The organism is Streptomyces sp. NPDC056628 (assembly GCF_042792555.1).
GTDB lineage: Bacteria > Actinomycetota > Actinomycetes > Streptomycetales > Streptomycetaceae > Streptomyces.
In genome coordinates this window covers 216,711-240,937 of record NZ_JBHTWG010000004.1, presented here as the reverse complement: position 1 = coordinate 240,937, position 24,227 = coordinate 216,711, and the positions used below count along the sequence as shown (strand labels likewise).

The following is a 24,227-nucleotide window of genomic DNA, read 5'->3' as shown; positions in this document are numbered from 1 at the left end:
CCGGCCGTGCGGGGGGGGGGGGGGTGGGGGGGGGGGGGCCCGGGGGGGGCGAACACCGCGGGCCCCGCCCGCCCCCCCCCCCCGGGGGGGGCCCCCCCGGGCCTCGTGCCGCGTCCGTCAGTCCTGCGCGGGTCCGGCGGCGCTCATGCCGTGCACCGCGGGGACGGTGCCCAGGCGGCCCTTCTGGAAGTCCTCGAAGGCCTGCATCAGCTCGTCCTTGGTGTTCATCACGAACGGGCCGTAGTGGGCCATCGGCTCACGGATGGGCTGTCCGCCCAGGAGCACGACCTCCAGGTCGGGCGTGTGGGAGTCCTGCTTCTCGTCGGCGCGGACGGTCAGCGAACCACCGGCGCCGAAGACCGCGGTCTGGCCCAGGTGGATCGGCCGCCGCTCGGCACCGACCGAGCCCCGGCCGGCGAGCACGTACGCCAGCCCGTTGAAGTCCTCGCGCCACGGCAGGGTGACCTCGGCGCCCGGCGCCACCGTCGCGTGGATCATCGTGATCGGCGTGTGCGTGATGCCGGGTCCGGCGTGCCCGTCCAGCTCACCGGCGATGACCCGCAGCAGCGCGCCGCCGTCGGTGGTGGTGAGCAGCTGGACGTTGCCGCCGCGGATGTCCTGGTAGCGCGGGGCCATCATCTTGTCCCTGGCCGGGAGGTTCACCCACAGCTGCAGGCCGTGGAAGAGACCGCCGGACATGACGAGGGACTCCGGCGGGGCCTCGATGTGCAGGAGGCCCGAGCCCGCGGTCATCCACTGGGTGTCGCCGTTGGTGATCGTGCCACCGCCGCCGTTGCTGTCCTGGTGGTCGAAGATCCCGTCGATGATGTAGGTGACGGTCTCGAAGCCGCGGTGCGGGTGCCAGGGGGTTCCCTTGGGCTCGCCCGGCGCGTACTCCACCTCACCCATCTGGTCCATCATGATGAACGGGTCCAGATGACGGTAGTTGATCCCGGCGAACGCGCGGCGCACCGGGAAGCCCTCGCCCTCGAAACCGCTCGGCGCGGTCGTGACGGTGAGCACAGGACGGGCCACGGCCTCCGCGGGCGCGGCTACACGGGGCAGCGTCAGCGGGTTCTCGACGGTCACTGCAGGCATGTCGGTACCTCCTTGTGCGGCCAGTTTAGTTGAGCGTTGAACTTTCTGCCACCCCGAACGCACAAAGCCCGGAGGCATTCCCTCCGGGCGCTTGATCCGGGAAAGCGGCTCAGTGTGACAGCACGAGCCGGGTGGCCGCGCCGGGATCCCCGGCTCCGGCCCACCTGGTCCGGTGTGTTCTAGCCGTACATACGGCGCATGGCGAACTCGACCATCTGCTCGACCGCCTTCGCGTCGAAGACCATGCGGTGCTCGCCCTCCATGTCGAGGACGAAGCCGTAGCCGGTCGGCAGCAGGTCGATCACCTCGGCGCCGGTGATGACGAAGTACTTGGACTCCTTGCCCGCGTACCGGCGCAACTCCTTGAGCGAGGTGAACATCGGGATCACCGGCTGCTGGGTGTTGTGCAGGGCGAGGAAGCCCGGGTTGTCACCGCGCGGGCAGTAGACCTTCGAGGTCGCGAAGACCTGCTGAAAGTCCTCGGCCGTCACCTGGCCCGTGGTGAAGGCGCGCACCGCGTCCGCGAGCGAGGGCGGGGACGGCTCGGGGTAGAGCGGCGACTGCTGGCCGTACCCACCGACGCCACCGGCCATGGGCTGCTGCGGCGGGGCGTACTGCTGCTGCGCGGCTCCCCCGTCCATGGGCTGGCCGTATCCATACATGCGCGCAAGCGTACCCAGCCCCGCCGGGCCCGTGGACCGGTACGGCCACCAAGGTCGATCCGGTGGGACCTGTCACAGATCGGGGATCGGGGTTGCGTCTTATTACTGGCGGGTAGCATCATCGTAGCTACTTGCTGGTACGTGAACTAGCGCGAGGATCCAGTGCCTCGCCGACCCGCTACGGAGCCGTGACCATGGGGCACTACAAGTCGAACCTCCGCGACATCGAGTTCAACCTCTTCGAAGTACTCGGACGCGACAAGCTGTACGGCACGGGTCCGTTCGAGGAGATGGACGTCGAGACCGCGAAGAGCATCCTGGAGGAGCTGACCCGCCTCTCCGAGAACGAGCTCGCGGAGTCCTTCGCCGACGCGGACCGCAACCCGCCGGTCTTCGACCCGGAGACCAACACCGCGCCCGTCCCCGCGTCCTTCAAGAAGAGCTACCAGGCCTTCATGGACTCCGAGTACTGGCGTCTCGGCCTGCCCGAGGAGATCGGCGGCACCACCGCGCCCCGCTCTCTCATCTGGGCCTACGCCGAGCTGATCCTGGGCGCCAACCCGGCCGTGTGGATGTACTCCTCGGGCCCCGCCTTCGCGGGCATCCTCTTCGAGGAGGGCAACGAGGTCCAGAAGCACATCGCGAAGATCGCCACGGAGAAGCAGTGGGGCTCCACGATGGTCCTCACCGAGCCGGACGCCGGCTCGGACGTGGGCGCCGGCCGCACCAAGGCCGTGCAGCAGGAGGACGGCTCCTGGCACATCGAGGGCGTGAAGCGCTTCATCACCTCCGGTGAGCACGACATGTCGGAGAACATCCTCCACTACGTGCTGGCCCGCCCCGAGGGCGCCGGCCCCGGCACCAAGGGCCTGTCCCTCTTCCTCGTCCCGAAGTACCTCTTCGACTTCGAGACCGGCGAGCTGGGCGAGCGCAACGGCGTCTACGCCACGAACGTCGAGCACAAGATGGGCCTGAAGGCGTCCAACACGTGCGAGATGACGTTCGGCGACAAGCACCCCGCCAAGGGCTGGCTGATCGGCGACCGGCACGACGGCATCCGCCAGATGTTCCGCATCATCGAGTTCGCCCGCATGATGGTCGGCACGAAGGCGATCTCCACGCTGTCGACGGGCTACCTCAACGCGCTGGAGTACGCCAAGGAGCGCGTCCAGGGCCCCGACCTGGCGAACTTCATGGACAAGACCGCGCCCAAGGTCACCATCACCCACCACCCCGACGTGCGCCGCGCCCTCATGACGCAGAAGGCGTACGCGGAGGGCATGCGCGCCCTGGTGATGTACACCGCCTCCGTCCAGGACGCCATCCAGGTCAAGGAGGCGAACGGCGAGGACGCCAAGACCGAGCACGCGCTGAACGACCTGCTCCTGCCGATCGTCAAGGGCTACGGCTCCGAGAAGGCCTACGAGCAGCTCGCCCAGTCGCTGCAGACCTTCGGCGGCTCCGGCTTCCTGCAGGAGTACCCGATCGAGCAGTACATCCGGGACTCCAAGATCGACACCCTGTACGAGGGCACCACCGCCATCCAGGGCCAGGACTTCTTCTTCCGGAAGATCGTCCGCAACCAGGGCGCGGCCCTGAACTCGCTCGCCGAGGACATCAAGAAGTTCCTGGCGGTCGGCGAGGGCGGCGAGGAGCTGGCGGGCGCCCGCGAGCACCTGGCCAAGGCCGCCGTCGAGCTGGAGGCCATCGTCGGCCTCATGCTCACCGACCTCGCGGCCACCGAGCAGGACGTCAAGAACATCTACAAGGTCGGCCTGAACACCACCCGCCTGCTGATGGCCTCCGGTGACGTCGTCGTCGGCTACCTGCTGCTCAAGGGCGCCGCGATCGCCGCCGAGAAGCTCCCGAACGCCTCCGCCAAGGACAAGGCGTTCTACACCGGCAAGATCGCGGCGGCGAAGTTCTTCGCGGCCAACGTCCTGCCCGGCGTGACCGGCGCGCGCAAGCTCGCCGAGGGCATCGAGCTGGACCTGATGGAGCTGGACGAGGCCGCCTTCTAGGACCGGCCCGCGCGGGAACGGCTCACCTAGGACCGGCCCGCGCGGGAACGGCTCACCGGCAACGGGCCGTTCCCGTCACTCACGGACAATCCCCATCGCCCGCACGAGGGCCCGCTCCCCTTCCCCGGGAGCGGGCCCTCGCACGTCGTTAAGGTGAACCCATGAGCGCACCCCCCCGCTTCGACCGCGGCCACACCGACGACCTGATGTCCTTCCTCGTGGCGAGCCCGTCGCCGTACCACGCCGTGGCGAACACCGCCGAACGGCTCGAGAAGGCCGGTTTCCGCCAGGTCGCCGAGACGGACACCTGGGACGGGTCGAGCGGCGGCAAGTACGTGCTGCGCGGCGGCGCCATCGTCGCCTGGTACGTCCCCGAGGGCGCGGCACCCCACACGCCGTTCCGGATCATCGGCGCCCACACCGACTCCCCCAACCTGCGCGTCAAGCCGCTGCCCGACACCGGCGCGCACGGCTGGCGGCAGGTCGCCGTCGAGATCTACGGCGGACCGCTGCTCAACTCCTGGCTCGACCGCGACCTCGGCCTCGCCGGCCGGCTCACCCTGCGGGACGGCTCGACCCGGCTGGTGAACGTCGACCGCCCCCTGCTGCGCGTCCCCCAGCTCGCCATCCACCTCGACCGCGCGGTCTCCACGGACGGCCTCAAGCTCGACAAGCAGCGCCACCTGCAGCCCGTGTGGGGCCTCGGCGACGCCCGCGACGGCGACCTGATCGCCTTCCTGGAGGAGACCGCCGGCATCGCTCCCGGCGAGGTCACCGGCTGGGACCTCATGGTCCACCCCGTCGAGCCCCCCGCCTACCTGGGCCGCGACAAGGAACTCCTCGCCGGCCCCCGGATGGACAACCTGCTCTCCGTCCACGCCGGCACCGCCGCGCTGACCGCCGTGGCCGGTTCCGGCGCCGAGCTGCCCTGCATCCCGGTGCTCGCCGCCTTCGACCACGAGGAGAACGGCTCCCAGAGCGACACCGGCGCCGACGGACCGCTGCTCGGCGGCGTCCTGGAACGCTCGGTGTTCGCCCGCGGCGGCTCCTACGAGGACAGGGCCCGCGCCTTCGCCGGCACCATCTGTCTCTCCTCCGACACCGGCCACGCCGTCCACCCCAACTACGCCGAGCGGCACGACCCCACGCACCACCCGCGCGTCAACGGCGGCCCCATCCTCAAGGTCAACGTCAACAACCGCTACGCGACGGACGGTTCGGGCCGTGCCGTGTGGGCGGCGGTCTGCGAGAAGGCGGACGTCCCCTTCCAGTCCTTCGTGTCCAACAACTCCATGCCGTGCGGCACCACCATCGGTCCCATCACCGCCGCCCGGCACGGCATCCGCACGGTCGACATCGGCGTCGCGATCCTCTCCATGCACAGCGCACGGGAGTTGTGCGGCGTCGACGACCCGTGGCTGCTCGCCAACTCCCTGGCGGCCTTCCTGGAGGGCTAGTTGGGACGGGTGCCGCATGGACGCCCCGGGCCGGGGTACCCGGAGGTCCGGGCCGGAACGTCCGGGCCGGACAGGAGGCGACACTCATGGGCCTCGGCGGGTGCATCATCCTCATCGCCGCGGGAGCCATCCTCACGTTCGCGACCGACTGGGAGATGGACGCGGTGAACCTCGACCTGGTCGGGGTCATCCTGATGATCGTGGGCCTCATCGGCGTCACGACCTTCAGCAGCATCGCCCGGCGCAAGCGCGTGGTGGTGCCGCCCACGACCCCGGTCGTCGGCGAGGACCCCCACCGGCGGGACGGCTACAACGGCGGCTACGGCGTCTGACCGTCCGGCCCCGCGAACACCAGCGGCAACCGGCCGGCGCCCCCGCCGGCCGGCCGGACGGGGATGTCCCAGTCGCGCTGGTGCAGACGGCAGGCCGGATACGGGACCGAGGGATCGTCGTCGCAGGACGCCACGCTCGCCGAGACGTGCAGGACGCCGGCCCCGGCGGACGGGTCGAACACGAGGGTGCGGGAGAGTGACGTCCCCGCACCCTCACCCGTGCGCAGCAGCCGCTGCGGCGTCGCGGACACCAGCAGCCGGGCCGGCGGCCCGTACCGGTCGTCCGGGCGCTGCCCCGCGGGCGCCTCGAAGAGCACGTCCAGCACCACCTCGCCGGGGGCCACTTCCGTCACCGCCCGCCGCGTAGGGCGCTCCGCTCCCCGTACGGCCTCCTCCGGCAGCCGCAGCCGGGTCAGCCGGTGCCGGCCCGACTCCACGACCACGACGTCCCCGCCCACCGCCACCGCGCCCGTCGGCTCCCGCAGATCCGTGGCCGGCGTGGAGACCTCGCCGGTCGCCGGGTCGTAGCGGCGCAGCGCGTCGTTGTAGGTGTCGCTGACCGCGACCGAGCCGTCCGCGAGCGCCGTGACGCCCAGCGGATGCTGGAGCAGCGCCTGCCCGGCCGGACCGTCGCGGTGCCCGAAGTCGAACAGACCGGTGCCGACCGCCGTGCGCACCACACCCCGCCGGTCCACCCAGCGCAGCGCGCTCGTCTCCGCGTCGGCCACCCACAGCCGCTCCCCGTCCGGTGACACGGCGAGCCCCGACGGCTGCGCGAACCACGCCTGGTCCGCCGGGCCGTCGACGAGCCCCTCGTCCCTCGTCCCCGCCGCCACCTCGACGGTCCCCGCCACCGGGTCGTACGTCCACAGCTGGTGGACACCGGCCATGGCGATCCACACCCGCCCGGCGAACAGCGCCACGTCCCACGGCGAGGACAGGTCCACCTCCCGCGCCGGACCCGCCGTGGCCGCCCCCCGCCACCACTGCCGCCCGGTGCCCGCCACCGTCGTCACCTCGCCGGTCGCGAGGCCGACGCGGCGCAGCGCGTGGTTGACGGTGTCGGCGACGAGCACCGAACCGTCGTCCAGGAGCAGCAGCCCCTGCGGCTCGCTGAACGACGCCGAGCCCGCCGGACCGTCGGCGAACCCGCGCACCCCCGAGCCGATCCGCCGCACGACGCTCTCCCCGTCCTCGGCGAACTCCACCAGCCGGTGCCGGGAGGTGTCGCTCACCAGGAACCCCCCGCCGGGCAGCGCCACGGCCTTCCCCGGGAAGCGCAGCTCCGTCGGCTGCGGCTCCGGCGGCACGTACGGCCCGTCCCCGCGCCGCAGCGTGCCCTTCGCCGCGTGCTCCGCCTCCAGCTCCGTCACCAGTCGTTCGACGGCCTGTACGTGCCCCTCGCCGGAGTGCTGCGCGACGACGTACCCCTCCGGGTCGATCACGGCGAGCGTCGGCCACGCCCGCACCGCGTACTGCTTCCAGGTCTCGAGCCCGGGATCGTCCAGCACCGGGTGCTCCACCCCGTACCGCTCCACGGCGGCGGCGACGGCCGTGTGCTCGGTCTCGTGCGCGAACTTCGGCGAGTGCACCCCGACCACGACGAGGGTGTCCGGGTGCCCGGCCTCCAGCTCGCGCAGCTCGTCGATGACGTGCTGGCAGTTGACGCAGCCCGCCGTCCAGAAGTCGAGCAGCACGATCCGTCCGCGCAGGTCGGCCAGGCGGTACGCGCGGCCGCCCGTGTTGAGCCAGCCACCCGCCCCGGCCGGCTCGGGGGCGCGGACGCGGGCGCGCCGGGGTGCGGAGTCGGTCATCCCCCCACAGTGCCACCGGCCGCGCCGGACTCAGCCCGTCGGCCTACACGCGTGGGTTCCGGGGCGGGCGGCGGGGAAGCCCTCGTGACATGAGATTTCTCGTGCGGGACCGGCTGCTCGGCTTCGGGGACGACTACTGGATCGAGGACGACCGCGGGGAGAAGGTCTTCCTCGTCGACGGCAAGGCCATGCGGCTGCGGGACACCTTCGAGCTGAAGGACGTGCGGGGACGCGTCCTCATCGACATCCACCAGAAGATGCTCGCGCTGCGCGACACCATGGTGATCGAGCGGGACGGCCGGCCGCTGGCGACGATCCGGCGCAAACGGCTGTCGCTGCTGCGCAACCACTACCGGGTGGCGCTCGCGGACGGCAGCACCGAGCTCGACGTCAGCGGCAAGATCCTCGACCGGGAGTTCGCCGTCGAGTACGACGGGGAGCTGCTGGCCGTCGTCTCGCGCCGCCGGCTGCACGTCCGGGACACGTACGGCGTGGACGTCGTGCGCGATGACGCCGACCCGGCGCTCCTGATCGCGGTGGCGGTATGTGTGATCCACCTCGCGGAGAAGGAGCGCGGGGACGACTGAGCCGCGGCTCAGCGCCGGGGCGGGGCGAGTCCGAGCACGCGGTCCTTCAGGGCCGGGAACTGATCCCGCGTCACCGCGACCCGGCCGGGGTCGAACTCCACGGTGAGGACCTGTTCGCCGGGCCCGGCCTGGGCCAGGACCTCGCCCCAGGGGTCCACCACGATCGAGTGACCGGCCTGGGGAACTCCCGCGTGCGTCCCGGCCGTCCCGCAGGCGAGCACGTACGCCTGGTTCTCCACGGCACGGGCCTGGGCGAGCAGCGTCCAGTGCGCCCGGCGGCGCTCGGGCCAGCCGGCGGGGACGACGAGGGTCTCGGCGCCGGCGTCGGCGAGGCCGCGGAAGAGTTCGGGGAAGCGCAGGTCGTAGCAGGTGGCGAGGCCCAGCGTGGTGTCGGGCAGCCGGACCGTCACGAGGTCCCGGCCCGCGCCCATCAGGACGGCCTCGCCCTTGTCGAAGCCGAACCGGTGGATCTTGCGGTAGGCGGCGGCCAGGTCTCCCGAGGGGGAGAAGACCAGGGACGTGTTGTAGAGCGGTCCGTCCGGATCGCGTTCGGGGACGGACCCGGCGTGCAGCCAGACACCGGCGTCGCTCGCCGCCTTGGCCATGACCTCGTACGTGGGTCCTTCGAGCGGTTCGGCCTCGGTGCCGAACTCCTCGTAGGCGAAGGCGCCGGTGGTCCACAGCTCGGGCAGGACGACGAGATCCGCTCCGGCTTGATCTCGTACCAGGGAGGCAACCCTCACCCGGCGCGATTCCACCGATTCGTCCTCATTCACATCGATCTGGAGCAAAGAGGCGCGCACACTACCACCGTCCTGGCATTCGAGCCGTCCACACGGGCCTACGATCGTCACACGAAAGCACTGCCGGGGTGCCTCACAGCAGCGTAACTTTGGGGGTCCCCCCTGTTCGAGCGCAGCCGAGAACGCGGGGGACCGCCGAGACACCCGCCGACAGCCGCCGCCGCCCACTGGCACCGCCGCCAGAACCTGCCCGCGAACCGACGTACCAACCGCCGAGGGGTCCCGTTCCGTGAGTCTGCATCCCACCCTCCAGCCCTACGCCGACGCCTGGACCCACTCCATCGAAGCGATATCCGAACTGGTGACACCGCTCGTCGAAGGGGAGTGGAACCGGCGCACCCCCTGCCCCGGCTGGTCGGTCCGCGACGTCGTCTCCCATGTCATCGGGCTGGACTGCGAGATGCTGGGCGACCCGCGCCCCATCCACACGCTGCCGCGCGACCTCTTCCACGTGACCAACGACCACCAGCGCTACATGGAGATGCAGGTCGACGTCCGCCGTCACCACACGGCGCCGGAGATGACGTCGGAGCTGGAGTACACGGTCATCCGCCGCAACCGCCAGCTGCGGAACGAGAGCCGTGACCCCGGCACCAAGGTGCGCGGCCCGCTGGGCGCGGAGCTGACCCTGGAGGAGGCCATGCGCACCCACGCCTTCGCCGTGTGGGCGCACGAGCAGGACCTGCGCGCCGCGCTGGGCCGCCCCGGGAACCTGGACTCCCCCGGCGCGCTCGTCGCCCGGGACGTGCTGCTCGGCCGGATGCCGGACGTCATGGCCACGAAGGTGGACGCCCCCCGCAGTTCGGCGATCGTGCTCGACGTGCACGGCCCGGTGGAGTTCCTGCGCACGATCCGGATCGACATCCAGGGCCGGGGCACCCTGGAGACGGCCCCGGCCCTGGGCCCGGCCGCCTCGCTGAGCCTGGACTGGGAGACGTTCGTACGGCTGGCCTGCGGCCGGGTCACGCCGGAGGCGGTGGCGGACCGGGTGAAGACCGAGGGCGACCCCGATCTGACGGCGGCCATCCTGCGGAACTTCACGGTCACCCAGTAGCCCGTCGCGGGCGGCGGGACGCGGCGGCGGGCCGAAATCCACTGTCGCCGCCGCCCCGGTCCCGGCTACCGTCCCCGCCGTGACCGAGACCGACACGCACCCCGCGCACCCTTCCGCCGAGCCGCCACGGCTGACCCGGCTGACCTTCCACGGCCCGCTGTCCGAGCACCGCGCCGGCCGGCTGGTCGAGCGGCTGGCCCGCACGGGTCCCGCCACCGTCCTGGACATCGGCTGCGGCTGGGGCGAGTTGATGCTGCGGGTCCTTCAGGCGGTGCCGGGGGCCACCGGGGTCGGGATCGACCTGAACGCGCAGGACCTGGCCCGGGGGCGGCGCTCAGCCGAGGAGCGCGGGCTGGCCGGACGGGCGGAGTTCGTGGCGGAGTCGGCTACGGGGACGTCCCGTGGCCCGGCCGACCTGGTGCTGTGCGTCGGCTCCAGCCAGGCCCTCACCACCCTGGAGCCGCCCGGGCACACCGCCGAGGCGCTGCGGGCGCTGCGCGGCCTGGTCGCCGACGGGGGGCGGGTACTGCTCGGGGAGGGCTTCTGGCAGCGTCCGCCGACCGAGGCCGAGCTCGCGGGCATGTGGCCGGGCGCGAGCGACGCCGACCACCACGACCTGGGCACCCTGCTGGACCTCGCGGTGGAGGCCGGTTTCCGTCCGGAGTGGACGGAGACGGCGGACGCGGGTGAGTGGGAGGAGTTCGAGTCGGCGTACCAGGCGGACGCCGAGGTGTGGCTGGCCGGCCACCCGGACCATCCCCGGGCGGCCGAGACGCGCGAGCGCCTCGACCGGCACCGCGCCCAGTGGATGAGCTACCGCGGCATCCTCGGGCTCGCGTATCTCACGCTGGTGCCCGCGCGGTGACTCAGGCGGGGACGTGCACGGTCTCCACACGGCTGGCGACCAGGCGTTCCCGCTCGCGGCGGGCGGCGCGTCCGCGCAGGCGCAGGATCTGGCTGACGCCGAGGGCCTGGAGGACGAAGACGGCCGAGAAGGCGATCCGGTAGTCGTCGCCGGTGGCGTCGAGCAGCACACCGACCGCGAACAGCGTCGTCATGGAGGCGATGAAGCCACCCATGTTGGTGATGCCGGAGGCGGTGCCCTGCCGCGCGGGCGGGTTGGCCGGGCGGGCGAAGTCGAAACCGAGCATGGAGGCCGGTCCGCAGGCACCGAGGACCACGCACAGCACGACGAGCAGCGCCATCGGTGCCGTGTCGCCGGGCCAGGCCAGGGTCGTCGCCCACAGCACTGCGGTGGCGGCGACCGTGCCGAGGGCGAGCGGCAGCCGGGCGCCGTGGTGCCGGGCGACGACCTGTCCGTAGACGAGGCCGACGGCCATGTTGGACAGGACGACGAGGGTGAGCAGCTCACCGGCGGTGGCGCGGGTCAGGCCCTGCGCCTCGACCAGGAACGGCAGCCCCCACAGCAGCAGGAACACCATCGCCGGGAACTGCGTCGTGAAGTGCACCCACATGCCCAGCCGGGTGCCGGGCTCCCGCCAGGACGCGGCGATCTGGCGGCGGACGTAGGCGGCGCCCTGGTGCGGCAGGGGCTCCGGTTCGTGGCCCTCGGGGTGGTCCTTGAGGAACAGCAGGGTCAGCACGAGCACCACGACGCCCGCGCCCGCGCTGCCCGCGAAGGCCGCGGTCCAGCCGACGCCGTGCAGCAGCCGGGCCAGGACCAGGGTGGAGACGAGGTTGCCCGCCATGCCGACGAGGCCGGCGAGCTGGGCGACCAGCGGGCCGCTCCGGGCCGGGAACCAGCGGGTGCCCAGCCTGAGGACGCTGATGAACGTCAGCGCGTCGCCGCAGCCCAGCAGGGCGCGGGAGGCGAGGGCCATGCCGTACGACGGGGAGAAGGCGAAGGCGAGCTGTCCCGCGGTGAAGAGCACGGCACCCATGGCGAGCACCTTCTTGGTGCCGAGCCGGTCGACGAGCAGGCCGACGGGTATCTGCATGCCCGCGTACACGAGCAGCTGGAGGATCGAGAACGTCGACAGGGCGGAGGCGTTCACGTCGAAGCGGTCGGCCGCGTCGAGTCCGGCGACCCCCAGCGAGGTGCGGAAGATGACGGCGACGAAGTAGACGGAGACGCCGATGCCCCAGACGGCGATCGCGCGGCGGCCGCCCAGGGGCGCCCGCTCCGGAGAAGGGCCGCCGGGCAGGCTGGTGGCCGGCTTCATCGTTCCTCCCCCCGCGCGAGGTGGGAGAACCAGTCGACGTGCCGGTGGACCAGCTCGACGGCCGCCCCCGGGTCGCCGGAGCGCAGCGCCGTGAGGATCTCCTCGTGCTCGCTGAGCGTCTTGGCGATCCGGTCGGGGTGGGAGTGCATCACGGCGACGCCCATGCGCAGCTGCCGGTCGCGGAGCTGGTCGTAGAGGCGGGAGAGGATCTCGTTGCCGCCGCTGCGGACGATCTCGGCGTGGAAGCAGCGGTCGGTGACGGCGGCCGCGGCGAAGTCGCCTGCGGCGGCCTGGGCCTTCTGCCGGTCGAGCAGTTCCTCCAGGCGGGCGAGGAGCCCGGGGGGAGCGGGGACGGCCTTGCGCGCCGCGTGCTCCTCGACGAGCATGCGCGTCTCCACGACGTCCTTGATCTCCTGCGCGGAGACCGGCAGGACCAGGGCGCCCTTCTTCGGGTAGAGCTTGAGCAGCCCCTCGGCCTCCAGCCGCAGCAGCGCCTCGCGGACCGGGGTGCGGGAGACACCGACGGCGTCGGCGAGCTCACCCTCGGTGAGGAGCGTGCCGCCCTCGTAGCGCCGCTCCAGGACGCCCTGTTTCACATGCCGGTAGACACGGTCGGCTGCGGGCGGCTGCTTCACGGGGGCAGGCGGGGCGGTAGGCATGCCTACAGCATAGATACAACACGTACGCAACGGCGGAACGGTCCACGATACGGACCCGTCCGGTGGAATCTCCCGGCAAAGAAGCACCGTCCGAACCAGCGGCGGCACAACCATGTGTGCTACTTACGTGTCACACACGTGCGGCCCCACTTTCTTCCCCTCCAACTCGGCCGCACCGCAGGGGCATAAGACGTAATCGGGGTAAATCAGTTGATAACTGCACACAAGGGCATGCGTGTTCGCAGGGCCGCCGCCGTCGTCCTCACGACCGGCGCGGTCCTCGCCTCCGGCGCCCTCACCGCGGCGCCCGCGCAGGCCGTCACCACGCCCTCGATCAATGCCAAGGGCGGGTTCCTGATGAACAGCGCCAACGGCCAGACGCTCTTCTCGAAGGCGGCGGACACGAAGCGACTGACCGCGTCCACGACGAAGGTCATGACCGCGAAGGTGGTCCTGTCGCAGTCGAACCTCAACCTCGACACGAAGGTGACCATAAAGAAGGAGGTCAGCAACTACATCGTCGCCAAGGGGGCGTCCTCCGCGAACCTGATCGTCGGTGACAAGGTCACCGTCCGTCAGCTGCTGTACGGGATGATGCTCAAGTCCGGCTGCGACGCCGCGATGACGCTCGCCGACAAGTTCGGCACCGGCTCCACGGTCAACGCCCGCGTGAAGTCGTTCATCGGCAAGATGAACACCATGGCCCAGAGCCTGGGCATGACGAACACGCACTTCGACTCGTTCGACGGCATCAGCAACGGCTCGAACTACTCGACCCCGCGCGACCTGACCAAGCTGGCCCGCAGCGCGATGAGCTCCTCGACGTTCAAGACCGTCGTCAAGACGAAGTCCTACACGGCGAAGACCGTCACCAAGACCGGCTCCACCCGCACGATGGCGGCGTGGAACAACACCAACACCCTGCTCGGCTGGAACGGCACGCTCGGCGTGAAGACCGGCTCGGGCACCGAGGCGAAGTACTGCCTCGTCTTCGCGGCCACCCTCAACGGCGAGTCCGTGATCGGCACCGTGCTCACCGCCCCCCCGTACGCAACCCCCCCGGGGGACGAGAAGACGCACAACACCAAGGGCTACGCCAAGAACCGCTCACCTTCGGCGAGCCGCCAACGGGGCGGCCACCGCGCGGGGGCCGCCCCTTTCAGCGTCCTGCGGGGATCACGCCCAGGTGATCAGCCGCTTGGGCTGCTCCAGGATCGCCGCCACGTCCGCGAGCACCTTGGAGCCCAGCTCGCCGTCGACCAGGCGGTGGTCGAAGCTCAGCGCCAGCGTGGTGACCTGACGCGGCTTCACCTTGCCCTTGTGCACCCACGGCTGGGGCTTGATCGCACCGACCGCGAGGATCGCGGACTCGCCCGGGTTGAGGATCGGGGTGCCGGTGTCGACGCCGAAGACGCCGACGTTGGTGATGGTGACCGTGCCGCCCTGCATCGCGGCGGGGCTGGTCCTGCCCTCCCGCGCCGTCGACACCAGCTCGCCCAGCGCCTCCGCCAGCTGCGGCAGCGTCTTGGCGTCGGCGTCCTTGATGTTCGGCACGATCAGCCCGCGCGGGGTCGCCGCCGCGATGCCCAGGTTCACATAGTGCTTGCGCACGATCTCCTGGTTCGCCTCGTCCCAGGACGCGTTGACGTCCGGGTTGCGCTTGATCGCGACCAGCAGGGCCTTGGAGATCAGCAGCAGCGGGTTCACTCGCAGCCCGGCGAACTCCTTGTCCGCCTTCAGCTCCTCGACCAGCTTCAGGGTCCGTGTCACGTCCACGGTCACGAACTCCGTGACATGCGGGGCCGTGAACGCCGAGCCCACCATCGCCGCAGCCGTGGCCTTGCGGACGCCCTTGACCGGGACCCGGGTCTCCCGGGCGCCGTCGTACGAGGCGACGGGCGCCGCGGCGGCGGCCGGCGCCTGGGGGGCTGCGGGCACCGGCTCGGCGGCCGGGGCCTGCGGCGCCACCGCGGCGTGCACGTCCTCACGGGTGATGATGCCGTCGGGACCGGTCGGGGTCACCGTCGCCAGGTCGACGCCCAGGTCCTTCGCCAGCTTGCGCACCGGCGGCTTGGCCAGCGGCCGGGCCTGGGCGGGCGCGGCGGCGGCGCCGTGGCCGTGGCCGTGGCCGTGGCCGTTCAGCTCGGCCTGGAGGGCCCGCGCCGCCGGCTCGGGCTCCTGGCGCGGCACCTCGGCGCCCTTGCGCGGGCGGCGCTTGGTGGACGAGGCGGAGACGCCGTAGCCGACGAGCACCGGCTGGCGGCCCTGCGGCTCGGTCTCCTCCTCCTGCGGCGGCGCGGCCGGCTCCTCGGCGGCCGGGGCCGCCCCGCCGGAGACGTCCACCGCGATGATCGACGTGCCGACGTCGACCGTCGTGCCCTCGGGGAAGTGCAGGGCGCGGACCACGCCGTCGTAGGGGATGGGCAGCTCGACGGCCGCCTTGGCGGTCTCGACCTCGCAGACCACCTGCCCGTCCGTGACGGTGTCGCCCGGCTGGACGTACCACTTGAGGATCTCGGCCTCGGTGAGTCCCTCACCGACGTCGGGCATCTTGAACTCGCGCACGGACGCGTCTGTCATCGTCGTCACGACCCTCTCCTCAGTACGCCAGGGCACGGTCGACGGCGTCGAGCACCCGGTCCAGACCCGGCAGGTACTCATCCTCCAGGCGCGCCGGCGGGTACGGGGCGTGGTAGCCGCCGACCCGGAGCACCGGGGCCTCCAGGTGGTAGAAGCAGCGCTCGGTGATCCGGGCGGCGATCTCCGCGCCGGAACCGAAGAACACCGGGGCCTCGTGGACCACGACCAGCCGGCGGGTCTTCTCCACCGAGGTCTGGATGGAGTCGAAGTCGAGCGGGGAGACCGACCGCAGGTCCAGGACCTCCAGGTCGCGCCCCTCCTCGGCGGCCGCCGCGGCGACCTCCAGACAGGTCTTCACCATGGGGCCGTAGGCGGCGAGCGTCAGGTCGGTGCCCTCGCGGACCACCTTCGCCTTGTGCAGCGGGCCGGGGATCGCGTCGGTGAGGACCTCGCCCTTGTCCCAGTAGCGGCGCTTGGGCTCGAAGAAGATCACCGGGTCGTCGCTCTGGATGGCCTGCTGCATCATCCAGTACGCGTCGGACGCGTTCGCCGGGGACACGATCTTCAGACCGGCAACGTGCGCGAACAGCGACTCCGGGGACTCCGAGTGGTGCTCGACCGCGCCGATGCCGCCGCCGTAGGGGATGCGCACGACGACGGGGAGCTTGACCTTGCCCAGCGAACGCGCGTGCATCTTCGCGAGCTGCGTGACGATCTGGTCGTACGCCGGGAAGACGAAGCCGTCGAACTGGATCTCCACCACCGGGCGGTAGCCGCGCAGGGCGAGCCCGATCGCGGTGCCCACGATGCCGGACTCGGCGAGGGGGGTGTCGATGACCCGGCTCTCGCCGAAGTCCTTCTGCAGGCCGTCGGTGACCCGGAAGACACCGCCGAGCTTGCCGACGTCCTCACCCATCACGAGGACCTTCGGGTCCGTCTCCAGGGCGTGGCGCAGCGACTCGTTGATCGCCTTGGCCAGAGCCATCTTCTCCGCTGCCATGTCAGGCCCCCTCTACGTCCGCGAACGACGCCTGGTAGGCGGCGAACTGGGCGCGCTCCTCGTCGACGAGCGCGTGCCCGTCCGCGTACACGTTCTCGAAGATGGCGAAACGGTCCGGGTCCGGCATGGCGCGGACCGCCTCGCGCACTCGTCTGCCCAACGCCTCGCTCTCGGTCTCCAGTTCCGCGAAGAATCCCTCGTCCGCCTGGTTCGACGCCTCGAGGTAGGCGCGCAGGCGCAGGATCGGGTCCTTGGCCTCCCAGGCCAGGCGCTCCTCGTCCCCGCGGTACCGGGTCGGGTCGTCGGAGGTGGTGTGGGCGCCCATGCGGTACGTGTAGGCCTCGACCAGCGTCGGGCCCTCACCGCTGCGGGCGCGCTCCAGCGCCCACTTCGTCACGGCGAGGCAGGCCAGGACGTCGTTGCCGTCGACGCGGACGCCGGGGAAGCCGTAGCCCTGCGCGCGCTGGTACAGCGGCACCCGGGTCTGCTTCTCGGTGGGCTCGGAGATCGCCCACTGGTTGTTCTGGCAGAAGAACACCACGGGGGCGTTGTAGACCGCGGAGAAGGTGAAGGACTCGGCCACGTCGCCCTGGCTGGAGGCGCCGTCGCCGAAGTAGGCGATCACCGCGCTGTCCGCGCCGTCCTTGGCGACACCCATCGCGTAGCCGGTGGCGTGCAGCGTCTGGGAGCCGATGACGATCGTGTAGAGCTGGAAGTTGTTGCTGTTCGGGTCCCAGCCGCCGTTGTTCACCCCGCGGAACATGCCGAGCAGGTTGGTCGGGTCGACGCCCCGGCACCAGGCGACACCGTGCTCGCGGTACGTCGGGAAGACGTAGTCGTCCTCGCGGGTGGCGCGGCCGGAGCCGATCTGGGCGGCCTCCTGGCCGAGCAGCGAGGCCCACAGGCCCAGCTCGCCCTGGCGCTGCAGGGCGGTCGCCTCGGCGTCGAAGCGGCGGGTGAGCACCATGTCGCGGTAGAGGCCGCGGAGCTCTTCGGGGGTGATGCCGGCGACATACTTGTCGAACTCGGCGTTCTTGACGCGCTTGCCCTCGGGCGTCAGCAGCTGTACGAGCTCGGGTTCGGCGCCCGCCGTCTTCCTCGCGGATGTGGTCTTGCCGGCCGTGCTCTTGGTACCGGCGCTGCGTCGCGGCTTTCGCGCGGCAGTGCTCTCCACGGTCACGTGTGCTCCTCCGTCGGTCCGGCTACCCGGGTTCGCCGGGTGCTGGGGTTACCCCCTGTTCCGCGGTGGGAACGTGGGGGCGCGGCTCACCTGCGGCCCTCGGACGCACGGGGTGGGTGCGGCTCGTTGGGGACAGGCGTGACAGGTGCCCCGGCGAGCACCCTGCAAAAGGCACGTTACCCAGTGCTCCACAATTCTGTGAAACCCCTCCTGACCTGGGATTTTGCTTGGAAATCCAAGTAAATCGCCAAAGTCGGGAACAGCCCTGGTCACAGCCTTGCAGGGGGCCGGAACAACGGCACGTTATATCGGTGAGCCAGGTCACGGGAAGGGTCGTCGTGTCACGTTCCGTGCCCTGCGGCCACGGGGAGCGACAAAGCGCAGCTCAGGGGTGTGAAAAGCGCGCGTGAGCCCGTTTCGGGGCGCACGCGCGCGGGTGGAGCGGGGAGCCGGAGGTCAGCCCGTGGCGCCCTCCGGCGGGGTGATCGGGGTCGTGGGGGCCACCGTCGGGTCCTCCGTCGGGTCCTCGGTCGGGTCCTCCGTCGGGTCCTGCGTCGGCTGCTGCGTCGTCGGGTCCTGGGTCGGCTCCTGCGTCGGCTTCTGCGTCGGCTCCTGCGTCGGCTCCTGGGTCGGCGACCAGTCCGAGTCGCCGCCCGTGTCCGTGCCGCCCTCGTCGACGCCGCCGGTCTGGTCCTCGGTCGCCGCGTCCGTGGGCTCCTCGGACGGCTTGTCCCGGTCCTCGCTCTGCGTCACGGTCGGCTTGGTCGGCGTCTTGTCGCCGTCGCCACCCTTGCCGTTGTTGACGGCCAGCGCGACACCGGCCGCGATCGCGATCACCGCGAGGACGGCGAGGATCCACAGCTTGCCGCGGCCGCTGCCCTTGTTGCCGTGCCCCTCGAAGCCGCCGTCGTCCCCGCCGCGGTAGCCACCGGGCAGGATCGGCTGCGGGATCTGCGTCGTACCGGAGGCGGGGTCTCCCGGGTGGCCCATGACGGCCGTCTGCGCGAAGCCGCCGGCCGGGGTGTGCCGGCCCTCGTGCGTCGTCGTCACCGGGCCGGTGTTCCAGGTGCCGGTGTGGCCGCCCTGGTCGTACAGCATCTGGAGCGCGTACTGGACGAGGCCGCGCATCTCCTCGGCCGTCTGGAACCGGTCGTCCGGCTCCTTGGCGAGCGAGCGCATGACGAGGCCGTCGAGCTCCGGCGGCGCGGCGTCGGACGCCTCGGACGGCGGGGTCGGGATGTCCTGGACGTGCTGGTAGACCACCGACAGCGGGGTCTCGCCGGTGAACGGCGGACGCAGCGCGAGCAGCTCGTACAGCAGGCAGCCGGTCGCGTACAGGTCGGAGCGGTGGTCGACCGCCTTGCCGAGCGCCTGCTCGGGCGACAGGTACTGCGGGGTGCCCATGACCATGCCGGTCTGCGTCATCGTGGACTGCGCGCCGTGCAGGGCGCGCGCGATGCCGAAGTCCATCACCTTCACGGCGCCGTTGTGGGTGATGATGACGTTGGCGGGCTTGATGTCGCGGTGCACGATGCCGTGCTGGTGCGAGTAGGCCAGGGCCTCCAGGACGCCGGAGACGATGATGAGCGCCTGCTCGGGTCCGGGCGCCTCGGCGTTGATCAGGAGGTCGCGGATGGTGCGGCCCTCGACGATCTCCATGACGATGTACGGCACGGAGTGGCCGCCGACGACGTCCTCGCCGGAGTCGTACACGGCGACGATCGCGTGGTGGTTGAGGCCGGCCACGGACTGGGCCTCGCGCGTGAAGCGGGCCTTGGACACCGGGTCCTCGGCGAGGTCGGAGCGCAGCAGCTTGACCGCCACCGTGCGTCCCAGCCGGACGTCCTCGGCCGCGAACACCTCGGCCATACCGCCCCGGCCGAGTCTGTGGGTCAGCCGGTAACGGCCGTCCCCGACCAACCCGCCGTTACCCCACATCTCCGGCGCGTCTGACATACCGCCGCCAGCCGCCTCGGGGTCGGACGGGCCCTGAGCGCGCTGCTGCTGTGCCATCGGTCCTCGCCGTCGTTTCTGCCCGCGGTGCGCGCGGTGTTGTTACGGTCTCCGTCGGCCACGCTACAGCCTCGGCGCAAGCCGCCGGTCCGGGACGGCTGCCCCGATCCGACGAAGACGGACCGGTCATGAAACCTTCACCCGGCCCCCACGTGCAAATTGTGTGCACCGACGGTACGACCCCTGTAACGCTTCCGCGACGCCGCCTTCGCGTACGGTCACGGAACGGGCACCTCGCTTGACCTGTCGGTGCCGTGGGGCAGACTTGGCCGGGAATAGCACATTGGATCAACCGGGGTCAGCGGATCCCGGACAGCCGCAGGCGCCCAAGGGGCACGGGGGACGCAGAACATGAGCCAGGACGGCGCACAGAACGCGCACGCGGGGCGGGCGCTGGCCGGGGGCCGCTACCAGTTGCGCGACCTGCTCGGCCAGGGCGGCATGGCCTCCGTCCACCTCGCCTACGACTCCGTGCTCGACCGCCAGGTCGCGGTCAAGACGCTCCACACCGAGCTGGGCCGCGAGCCGGCGTTCCGCGAGCGGTTCCGCCGCGAGGCCCAGGCAGTGGCCAAGCTCACGCACACCAACATCGTCTCCGTCTTCGACACCGGCGAGGACGAGATGGACGGCATGACGACGCCGTACATCGTCATGGAGTACATCGAGGGCCTGCCGCTCAGCTCCGTCTTCGACGAGGCCGTGCGGCAGGCCGGGGCGATGCCCGCCGACCAGGCGCTGAAGATCACCGCGGATGTGCTCGCCGCCCTGGAGATCAGCCACGAGATGGGCCTGGTCCACCGCGACATCAAGCCGGGCAACGTGATGCTGAACAAGCGCGGCGTCGTCAAGGTCATGGACTTCGGCATCGCGCGCGCCATGCAGTCCGGCGTGACGTCGATGACACAGACCGGCATGGTGGTCGGCACCCCGCAGTACCTCTCGCCGGAGCAGGCCCTCGGCCGGGGCGTGGACGCCCGCTCCGACCTGTACTCGGTCGGCATCATGCTCTTCCAGCTCGTCACCGGACGGCTGCCGTTCGACGCGGACTCGCCGCTGGCCATCGCGTACGCGCACGTGCAGGAGGAGCCGGTCGCCCCGTCCTCGATCAACCGCTCGCTGCCCCCGGCGGTGGACGCGCTGGTGGCCCGCGCGCTGAAGAAGAACCCGAACGAACGCTTCCCCAGCGCCGAGGCCATGCGCGACGAGTGCCTGCGCATCGCGCAGTCCTTCCATGCGGCGCCGCCGAGCATCGTGCCGGGCGCGCAGACGCAGAGCGGCCAGGGCGTCGGCGCCTCCGTGTTCCCGCCGGTCGGCCAGGCGCCGCCGAGCAGCGGCCCGGTCCGGACGCCCTACCAGCCGACCCCGCAGCCGTCCCCGTACGGCGTCCCCGGCACCCCGCCGCCGTCCGGCCCGGCCCCGGCGTACGGCTATCCGCAGCAGTCCGGCTTCACGACGCCGGCGCCCGCCTCCTACGCCCCGCAGCCCGGCCACGCGACGCCTCCGCCGTACACGATCGCGCCGCAGGGACAGGGCGCGCCGGGCGGCGGCAAGAGCAACCGGCCGGTGATCATCGGCTCGATCGTCGTGTCGCTGGTCGCCGTGGGCGGTCTGATCGCCGCGCTGTCGATGAACCGCGGCGGGGGCGACGAGGGCAAGGGAGGCGGCGGTTCGACCGAGACCACCGAGATCTCCAAGGCGCCGGGCTGGCGGCAGGGCGACACCTCGCGGACCGTCGAGACCAGCGAGTGCACCGAGCCGCGTGAGGCCTACCTCGACCCCGACAAGGTGACGATGCCGGACCTGACCTTCCGGTACTGGCCGTCGGTCGAGGAGTGCCTCAAGGCCGCCGGCTGGAAGTACGAGAAGATCGACACCGACGAGAACACGTACGGCCAGGGCACCGTCATGGAGCAGGACCCCAAGGTGCGCAAGGACTTCGACCCGGACGACCCCCCGGTGATGAAGTTCAAGGTGTCCACCGGCAATCCGGAGTGACCAACCTGCGCGGAAGGGCCCGGCGGCATCGGCCGCCGGGCCCTCGTCGTCCGTGGTTCAGGACATCCCTACAGGTACGGACCGCCCGTCCGGCCGGCCTGCGGGTGGTCGCCGTCGTCGCCGCCGACTCCCGGCGGGAGGGCGCGGCGCATCTGCTCCAGCTGGGCGCGCGCCGCCATCTGCTGGGCGAACAGGGTGGTCTGGATGCCGTGGAAGAGGCCCTCCAGCCAGCCGACCAACTGGGCCTGCGCGATGCGCAGTTCCGCGTCGGACGGTGTCCCCTCGTCCGTGAACGGCAGTGACAGCCGCTCCAGCTCCTCGACGAGCTCGGGGGCCAGGCCGTCCTCCAGTTCCTTCACCGAGCTGGCGTGGATCTCTTTCAGCCGGGCCCGGCTCGCCTCGTCGAGGGGAGCGGCGCGCACCTCTTCGAGCAGCTGCTTGATCATGCTGCCGATGCGCATGACCTTCGCGGGCTGCTCCACCTGCTCCGTCACCGGGATCTCGCGGGGGCCGTCGTCCCCGCCGCCGCCACCGAGCGCCATCCCGTCCTGGCCCACGACCAGGATCTGGGGGTTCTCGGGTTGCCTGTCGTTCCTCGGCATCTCCATGCCGCCATTCTCTCGCACCCGTACAGCTCATCACCGTAGTGCCCCCCACGAGGGGCACTACACCGTTCCGGCACCGGGGATCGCGCGCCGCCACCAGGGCGGGTCGGCCGGGTGGCGGCGCCCGGAATGCCGGGTGCGCCGGGTCCTGTGAGGCTTGTCCCTCGGGGGCGGGTTCTGGCTCGGGGTGCCGCGGACTCTTGGGTGGTGAGGGCAGTGGGAGCAATGGGGGTCATGCGCACGACCGGGCTGCTGGGTGTGCTGGTCATGGGACTGGTCGCGGGCGGTGGCACCGGCGTGGCCCACGGCGCCGAGGCGGCGCGTGCCGCTCAGGGCCTCACGGCCGGCTTCCGGGGCTCGCCGTCGACGGACCCGCCGGCCGACGGGCCGGAGGTCCCGGGGGCCGGGCCGTCCTCGGACCCTGCCCCCTCCGAGGCCACCTCCGCCGCGCCTTCGCGGCACGGGGAGCACCGGGAGCACCACAGGCAGGGCGGACGCGAGGAGGCCCGTGACCGGGAGGAGGCCCGTGACCGGGAGGAGGCCCGTGACCGGGAGGAGGTGCGGGAGTCCTGGCACTCCGGGCGGCGGGAGCCGTCGCCCAGCGCCAGCGCCCACGGACCCGCCGCCGGCCGGACGAAGCCCTCCGGCGAACCGTCCCGGGCCGGGAGCCGGCCAGGAGAGGGCCGCGAGCGGCCGGGACGGCAGCAGGCGCCCCTGGAGGAGTCCGAGGCGTCGGTGCACCCGGCCGGCGACCAGGACGCCACGGAACCGCCGGCCGAGGAGGAAGCAACCGCGACCGTACCCGGCGACGAGGACACGGCCGCCGCCGACGCCACCGCGCAGCCGTCCGGCCGGGCGGCGGACGACACGCGGGGCGCCGGCACCCGGGAGCGGGCGGAGCCCGTCCTGCAGGTCCTGCCCCTCGGCACCGGCCTGGTGCTCGTCGGGCTCGGTCTGGGCCTGGCCTTCGTCGGGCTGCGCCTGCGCCGCGGCTAGGCCGTGTCCGCACAGTCCCGCCTGCCTCCGGTGCCTGACGCCGCGAGGCAGGCGGGACTGGTCGGACACCCCCTGGGGAGCGTCCCTGTCCGGTCGCTAGGGGACGACCAGCAGCACCTTGCCGATGTGCCCGCTCTCCTCGACCACCCGGTGCGCCTCGGCGGCTTCGTTCATCGGGATCTCACGGTCGACGACCGGACGGACGTGGGCGGCCTTCAGCAGCGGCCACACGTGCTCGCGCACCGCCGCGACGATCGCCGCCTTCTCCTCCAGCGGGCGGGCGCGCAGCGAGGTCGCGCTGATCGCGGCGCGCTTGGCCAGCAGGGCGCCGATGTTGAGCTCGCCCCTCGCGCCGCCCTGCAACCCGATGATCGCCAGTCGGCCGTTGACGGCGAGCGCGCGGACGTTGCGATCGAGGTACTTGGCGCCCATGTTGTCGAGGATGACGTCGGCCCCGGCGCCGGCCGTGGTCTCCCTGATCTCCTCGACGAAGTCCTGCTCCCGGTAGTTGATCAGGATGTCGGCGCCCAGCTCCGCGCACCGCTCCAGCTTCTCCTTGCTGCCCGCCGTGACCGCGACCCTCGCGCCGACCGCCTTGGCGAGCTGGATCGCCATGGTGCCGATGCCGCTGGACCCGCCGTGCACGAGCAGCGTCTCCCCGGGACGCAGATGGGCGACCATGAAGACGTTCGACCAGACCGTGCACACCACCTCGGGCAGCGCCGCGGCCTCCGTGAGGCTCACGCCCTCCGGGACCGGCAGCAGCTGTCCGGCCGGCACGGCGACCTTCTCGGCGTATCCGCCGCCCGCGAGCAGGGCGCAGACCTCGTCGCCGACGGCCCAGCCGGAGACGCCGGGACCGAGCGCGGCGATCCGGCCGGAGCACTCCAGACCGGGGTACGGGGAGGAGCCGGGTGGCGGGTCGTAGAAGCCCTGCCGCTGCAGGAGGTCGGCCCGGTTGACGGCGCCCGCCGCCACCTCGACCAGCACTTCGCCCTCGCCCGGCACGGGGTCGGGGACCTCGTCCCACACCAGCACCTCGGGCCCGCCCGGTTCCTCAATCGTGATCGCATGCATGTCACGGACGCTACTCCCCGGTGCCCGCGTCCGCGGCCGCCGGCCGTCCCGTGCGCCGCACCGCTCCCCGTGAAAATCCTGTGCGTCACCGATGAGTTTGCGGGACCGCAA

The 24,227-nt window shown here is 71.8% G+C and carries 20 protein-coding genes and 1 pseudogene; 9 read left to right on the top strand and 12 right to left on the bottom strand.

Translation table 11 applies throughout. From position 1 onward, the window contains the following. Positions 1 to 117: 117 nt before the first annotated feature. Together ACFRAC_RS08695 and ACFRAC_RS08690 are read right to left on the bottom strand one after the other, a co-directional pair. Positions 118 to 1,098 carry a pirin family protein gene (locus ACFRAC_RS08695; protein ID WP_382922510.1) on the bottom strand — a complete coding sequence of 327 codons (981 nt, stop codon included), beginning with the start codon at positions 1,096 to 1,098 and terminating at the stop codon, positions 118 to 120. A 179-nt stretch (positions 1,099 to 1,277) separates the two neighbouring features. Beyond that, positions 1,278 to 1,760 (bottom strand): SseB family protein, encoded by a 483-nt coding sequence (locus tag ACFRAC_RS08690; RefSeq protein ID WP_361345748.1) that lies wholly within the window; start codon positions 1,758 to 1,760, stop codon positions 1,278 to 1,280. A gap of 194 nt (positions 1,761 to 1,954) precedes the next feature. Here ACFRAC_RS08690 and ACFRAC_RS08685 point away from each other — a divergent pair, with 194 nt between their 5' ends. The 3 genes from ACFRAC_RS08685 (at position 1,955) to ACFRAC_RS08675 (ending at position 5,570) form a co-directional block, all read left to right on the top strand. Continuing rightward, positions 1,955 to 3,781: an acyl-CoA dehydrogenase gene (locus ACFRAC_RS08685; protein ID WP_382922507.1), complete on the top strand. Its 1,827-nt coding sequence runs from the start codon at positions 1,955 to 1,957 to the stop codon at positions 3,779 to 3,781. A 161-nt stretch (positions 3,782 to 3,942) separates the two neighbouring features. After that, the gene (locus ACFRAC_RS08680) at positions 3,943 to 5,238 is read left to right on the top strand and encodes a M18 family aminopeptidase (RefSeq protein WP_382922505.1); all 1,296 of its coding nucleotides are present in this window, start codon (positions 3,943 to 3,945) and stop codon (positions 5,236 to 5,238) included. A gap of 86 nt (positions 5,239 to 5,324) precedes the next feature. Then, on the top strand, positions 5,325 to 5,570 hold the full coding sequence (locus ACFRAC_RS08675; RefSeq protein WP_382922503.1) for a DUF6458 family protein: 246 nt from the start codon (positions 5,325 to 5,327) through the stop codon (positions 5,568 to 5,570). Here the strand turns inward: ACFRAC_RS08675 and ACFRAC_RS08670 are convergent. Beyond that, complete coding sequence (locus tag ACFRAC_RS08670) at positions 5,558 to 7,384, bottom strand: NHL domain-containing thioredoxin family protein (protein ID WP_382922501.1); 1,827 nt, start codon at positions 7,382 to 7,384, stop codon at positions 5,558 to 5,560. The two genes, ACFRAC_RS08675 and ACFRAC_RS08670, sit on opposite strands and share 13 nt — an antisense overlap. A gap of 89 nt (positions 7,385 to 7,473) precedes the next feature. On the opposite strand from ACFRAC_RS08670, the gene ACFRAC_RS08665 reads away from it, so the two are divergent. Beyond that, positions 7,474 to 7,971 (top strand): LURP-one-related/scramblase family protein, encoded by a 498-nt coding sequence (locus tag ACFRAC_RS08665; protein ID WP_382922499.1) that lies wholly within the window; start codon positions 7,474 to 7,476, stop codon positions 7,969 to 7,971. 8 nt (positions 7,972 to 7,979) lie between these two features. Here ACFRAC_RS08665 and ACFRAC_RS08660 read toward each other — a convergent pair whose 3' ends face one another. Further along, positions 7,980 to 8,774: a carbon-nitrogen family hydrolase gene (locus ACFRAC_RS08660; RefSeq protein WP_382922497.1), complete on the bottom strand. Its 795-nt coding sequence runs from the start codon at positions 8,772 to 8,774 to the stop codon at positions 7,980 to 7,982. A gap of 229 nt (positions 8,775 to 9,003) precedes the next feature. Between ACFRAC_RS08660 and ACFRAC_RS08655 the strand changes: the two genes are divergently transcribed. After that, positions 9,004 to 9,828 carry a maleylpyruvate isomerase family mycothiol-dependent enzyme gene (locus ACFRAC_RS08655; protein ID WP_382922495.1) on the top strand — a complete coding sequence of 275 codons (825 nt, stop codon included), beginning with the start codon at positions 9,004 to 9,006 and terminating at the stop codon, positions 9,826 to 9,828. Positions 9,829 to 9,907: 79 nt separating this feature from the next. Continuing rightward, positions 9,908 to 10,693, top strand: a complete 786-nt coding sequence (locus ACFRAC_RS08650; protein WP_382922493.1) for an SAM-dependent methyltransferase — start codon at positions 9,908 to 9,910, stop codon at positions 10,691 to 10,693. Between the two features lies 1 nt (position 10,694). On the opposite strand, the gene ACFRAC_RS08645 is transcribed toward ACFRAC_RS08650, so the two are convergent. Together ACFRAC_RS08645 and ACFRAC_RS08640 are read right to left on the bottom strand one after the other, a co-directional pair. Then, positions 10,695 to 12,011 carry a nitrate/nitrite transporter gene (locus tag ACFRAC_RS08645; RefSeq protein WP_382922491.1) on the bottom strand — a complete coding sequence of 439 codons (1,317 nt, stop codon included), beginning with the start codon at positions 12,009 to 12,011 and terminating at the stop codon, positions 10,695 to 10,697. Then, positions 12,008 to 12,670 carry a GntR family transcriptional regulator gene (locus ACFRAC_RS08640; RefSeq protein WP_382922489.1) on the bottom strand — a complete coding sequence of 221 codons (663 nt, stop codon included), beginning with the start codon at positions 12,668 to 12,670 and terminating at the stop codon, positions 12,008 to 12,010. The genes ACFRAC_RS08645 and ACFRAC_RS08640 overlap by 4 nt, the downstream gene beginning before the upstream one ends. 231 nt (positions 12,671 to 12,901) lie before the next feature. On the opposite strand from ACFRAC_RS08640, the pseudogene ACFRAC_RS08635 reads away from it, so the two are divergent. After that, positions 12,902 to 13,771, top strand: a pseudogene (locus ACFRAC_RS08635) (D-alanyl-D-alanine carboxypeptidase family protein); the annotation flags it as partial. 75 nt (positions 13,772 to 13,846) lie between these two features. Here ACFRAC_RS08635 and ACFRAC_RS08630 read toward each other — a convergent pair. The 4 genes from ACFRAC_RS08630 to ACFRAC_RS08615 form a co-directional block, all read right to left on the bottom strand. Then, positions 13,847 to 15,259 carry a dihydrolipoamide acetyltransferase family protein gene (locus ACFRAC_RS08630; RefSeq protein WP_382922487.1) on the bottom strand — a complete coding sequence of 471 codons (1,413 nt, stop codon included), beginning with the start codon at positions 15,257 to 15,259 and terminating at the stop codon, positions 13,847 to 13,849. Positions 15,260 to 15,269: 10 nt separating this feature from the next. Beyond that, positions 15,270 to 16,250 carry an alpha-ketoacid dehydrogenase subunit beta gene (locus tag ACFRAC_RS08625; protein ID WP_382922485.1) on the bottom strand — a complete coding sequence of 327 codons (981 nt, stop codon included), beginning with the start codon at positions 16,248 to 16,250 and terminating at the stop codon, positions 15,270 to 15,272. 1 nt (position 16,251) lies between these two features. Next, entirely contained in the window at positions 16,252 to 17,430 is a 1,179-nt protein-coding gene (gene pdhA / locus ACFRAC_RS08620; RefSeq protein WP_382922483.1) for a pyruvate dehydrogenase (acetyl-transferring) E1 component subunit alpha, read from the bottom strand. A gap of 456 nt (positions 17,431 to 17,886) precedes the next feature. After that, a complete protein-coding gene (locus ACFRAC_RS08615) occupies positions 17,887 to 19,443 on the bottom strand; it encodes a protein kinase (protein WP_382922481.1) in 1,557 nt (518 codons plus the stop codon). Positions 19,444 to 19,794: 351 nt separating this feature from the next. Here ACFRAC_RS08615 and ACFRAC_RS08610 point away from each other — a divergent pair, with 351 nt between their 5' ends. Further along, positions 19,795 to 21,438, top strand: coding sequence for a protein kinase (locus ACFRAC_RS08610; protein ID WP_382922478.1), 1,644 nt, complete (start codon positions 19,795 to 19,797; stop codon positions 21,436 to 21,438). Positions 21,439 to 21,506: 68 nt separating this feature from the next. Here the strand turns inward: ACFRAC_RS08610 and ACFRAC_RS08605 are convergent, their stop codons facing one another. Next, the gene (locus ACFRAC_RS08605; RefSeq protein WP_382922476.1) at positions 21,507 to 22,046 is read right to left on the bottom strand and encodes a bacterial proteasome activator family protein; all 540 of its coding nucleotides are present in this window, start codon (positions 22,044 to 22,046) and stop codon (positions 21,507 to 21,509) included. A gap of 231 nt (positions 22,047 to 22,277) precedes the next feature. Here ACFRAC_RS08605 and ACFRAC_RS08600 point away from each other — a divergent pair, with 231 nt between their 5' ends. Beyond that, a complete protein-coding gene (locus tag ACFRAC_RS08600) occupies positions 22,278 to 23,039 on the top strand; it encodes a hypothetical protein (RefSeq protein WP_382922474.1) in 762 nt (253 codons plus the stop codon). Between the two features lie 96 nt (positions 23,040 to 23,135). Here ACFRAC_RS08600 and ACFRAC_RS08595 read toward each other — a convergent pair whose 3' ends face one another. Beyond that, on the bottom strand, positions 23,136 to 24,116 hold the full coding sequence (locus ACFRAC_RS08595) for an NAD(P)H-quinone oxidoreductase (RefSeq protein WP_382922472.1): 981 nt from the start codon (positions 24,114 to 24,116) through the stop codon (positions 23,136 to 23,138). Positions 24,117 to 24,227 lie beyond the last annotated feature (111 nt).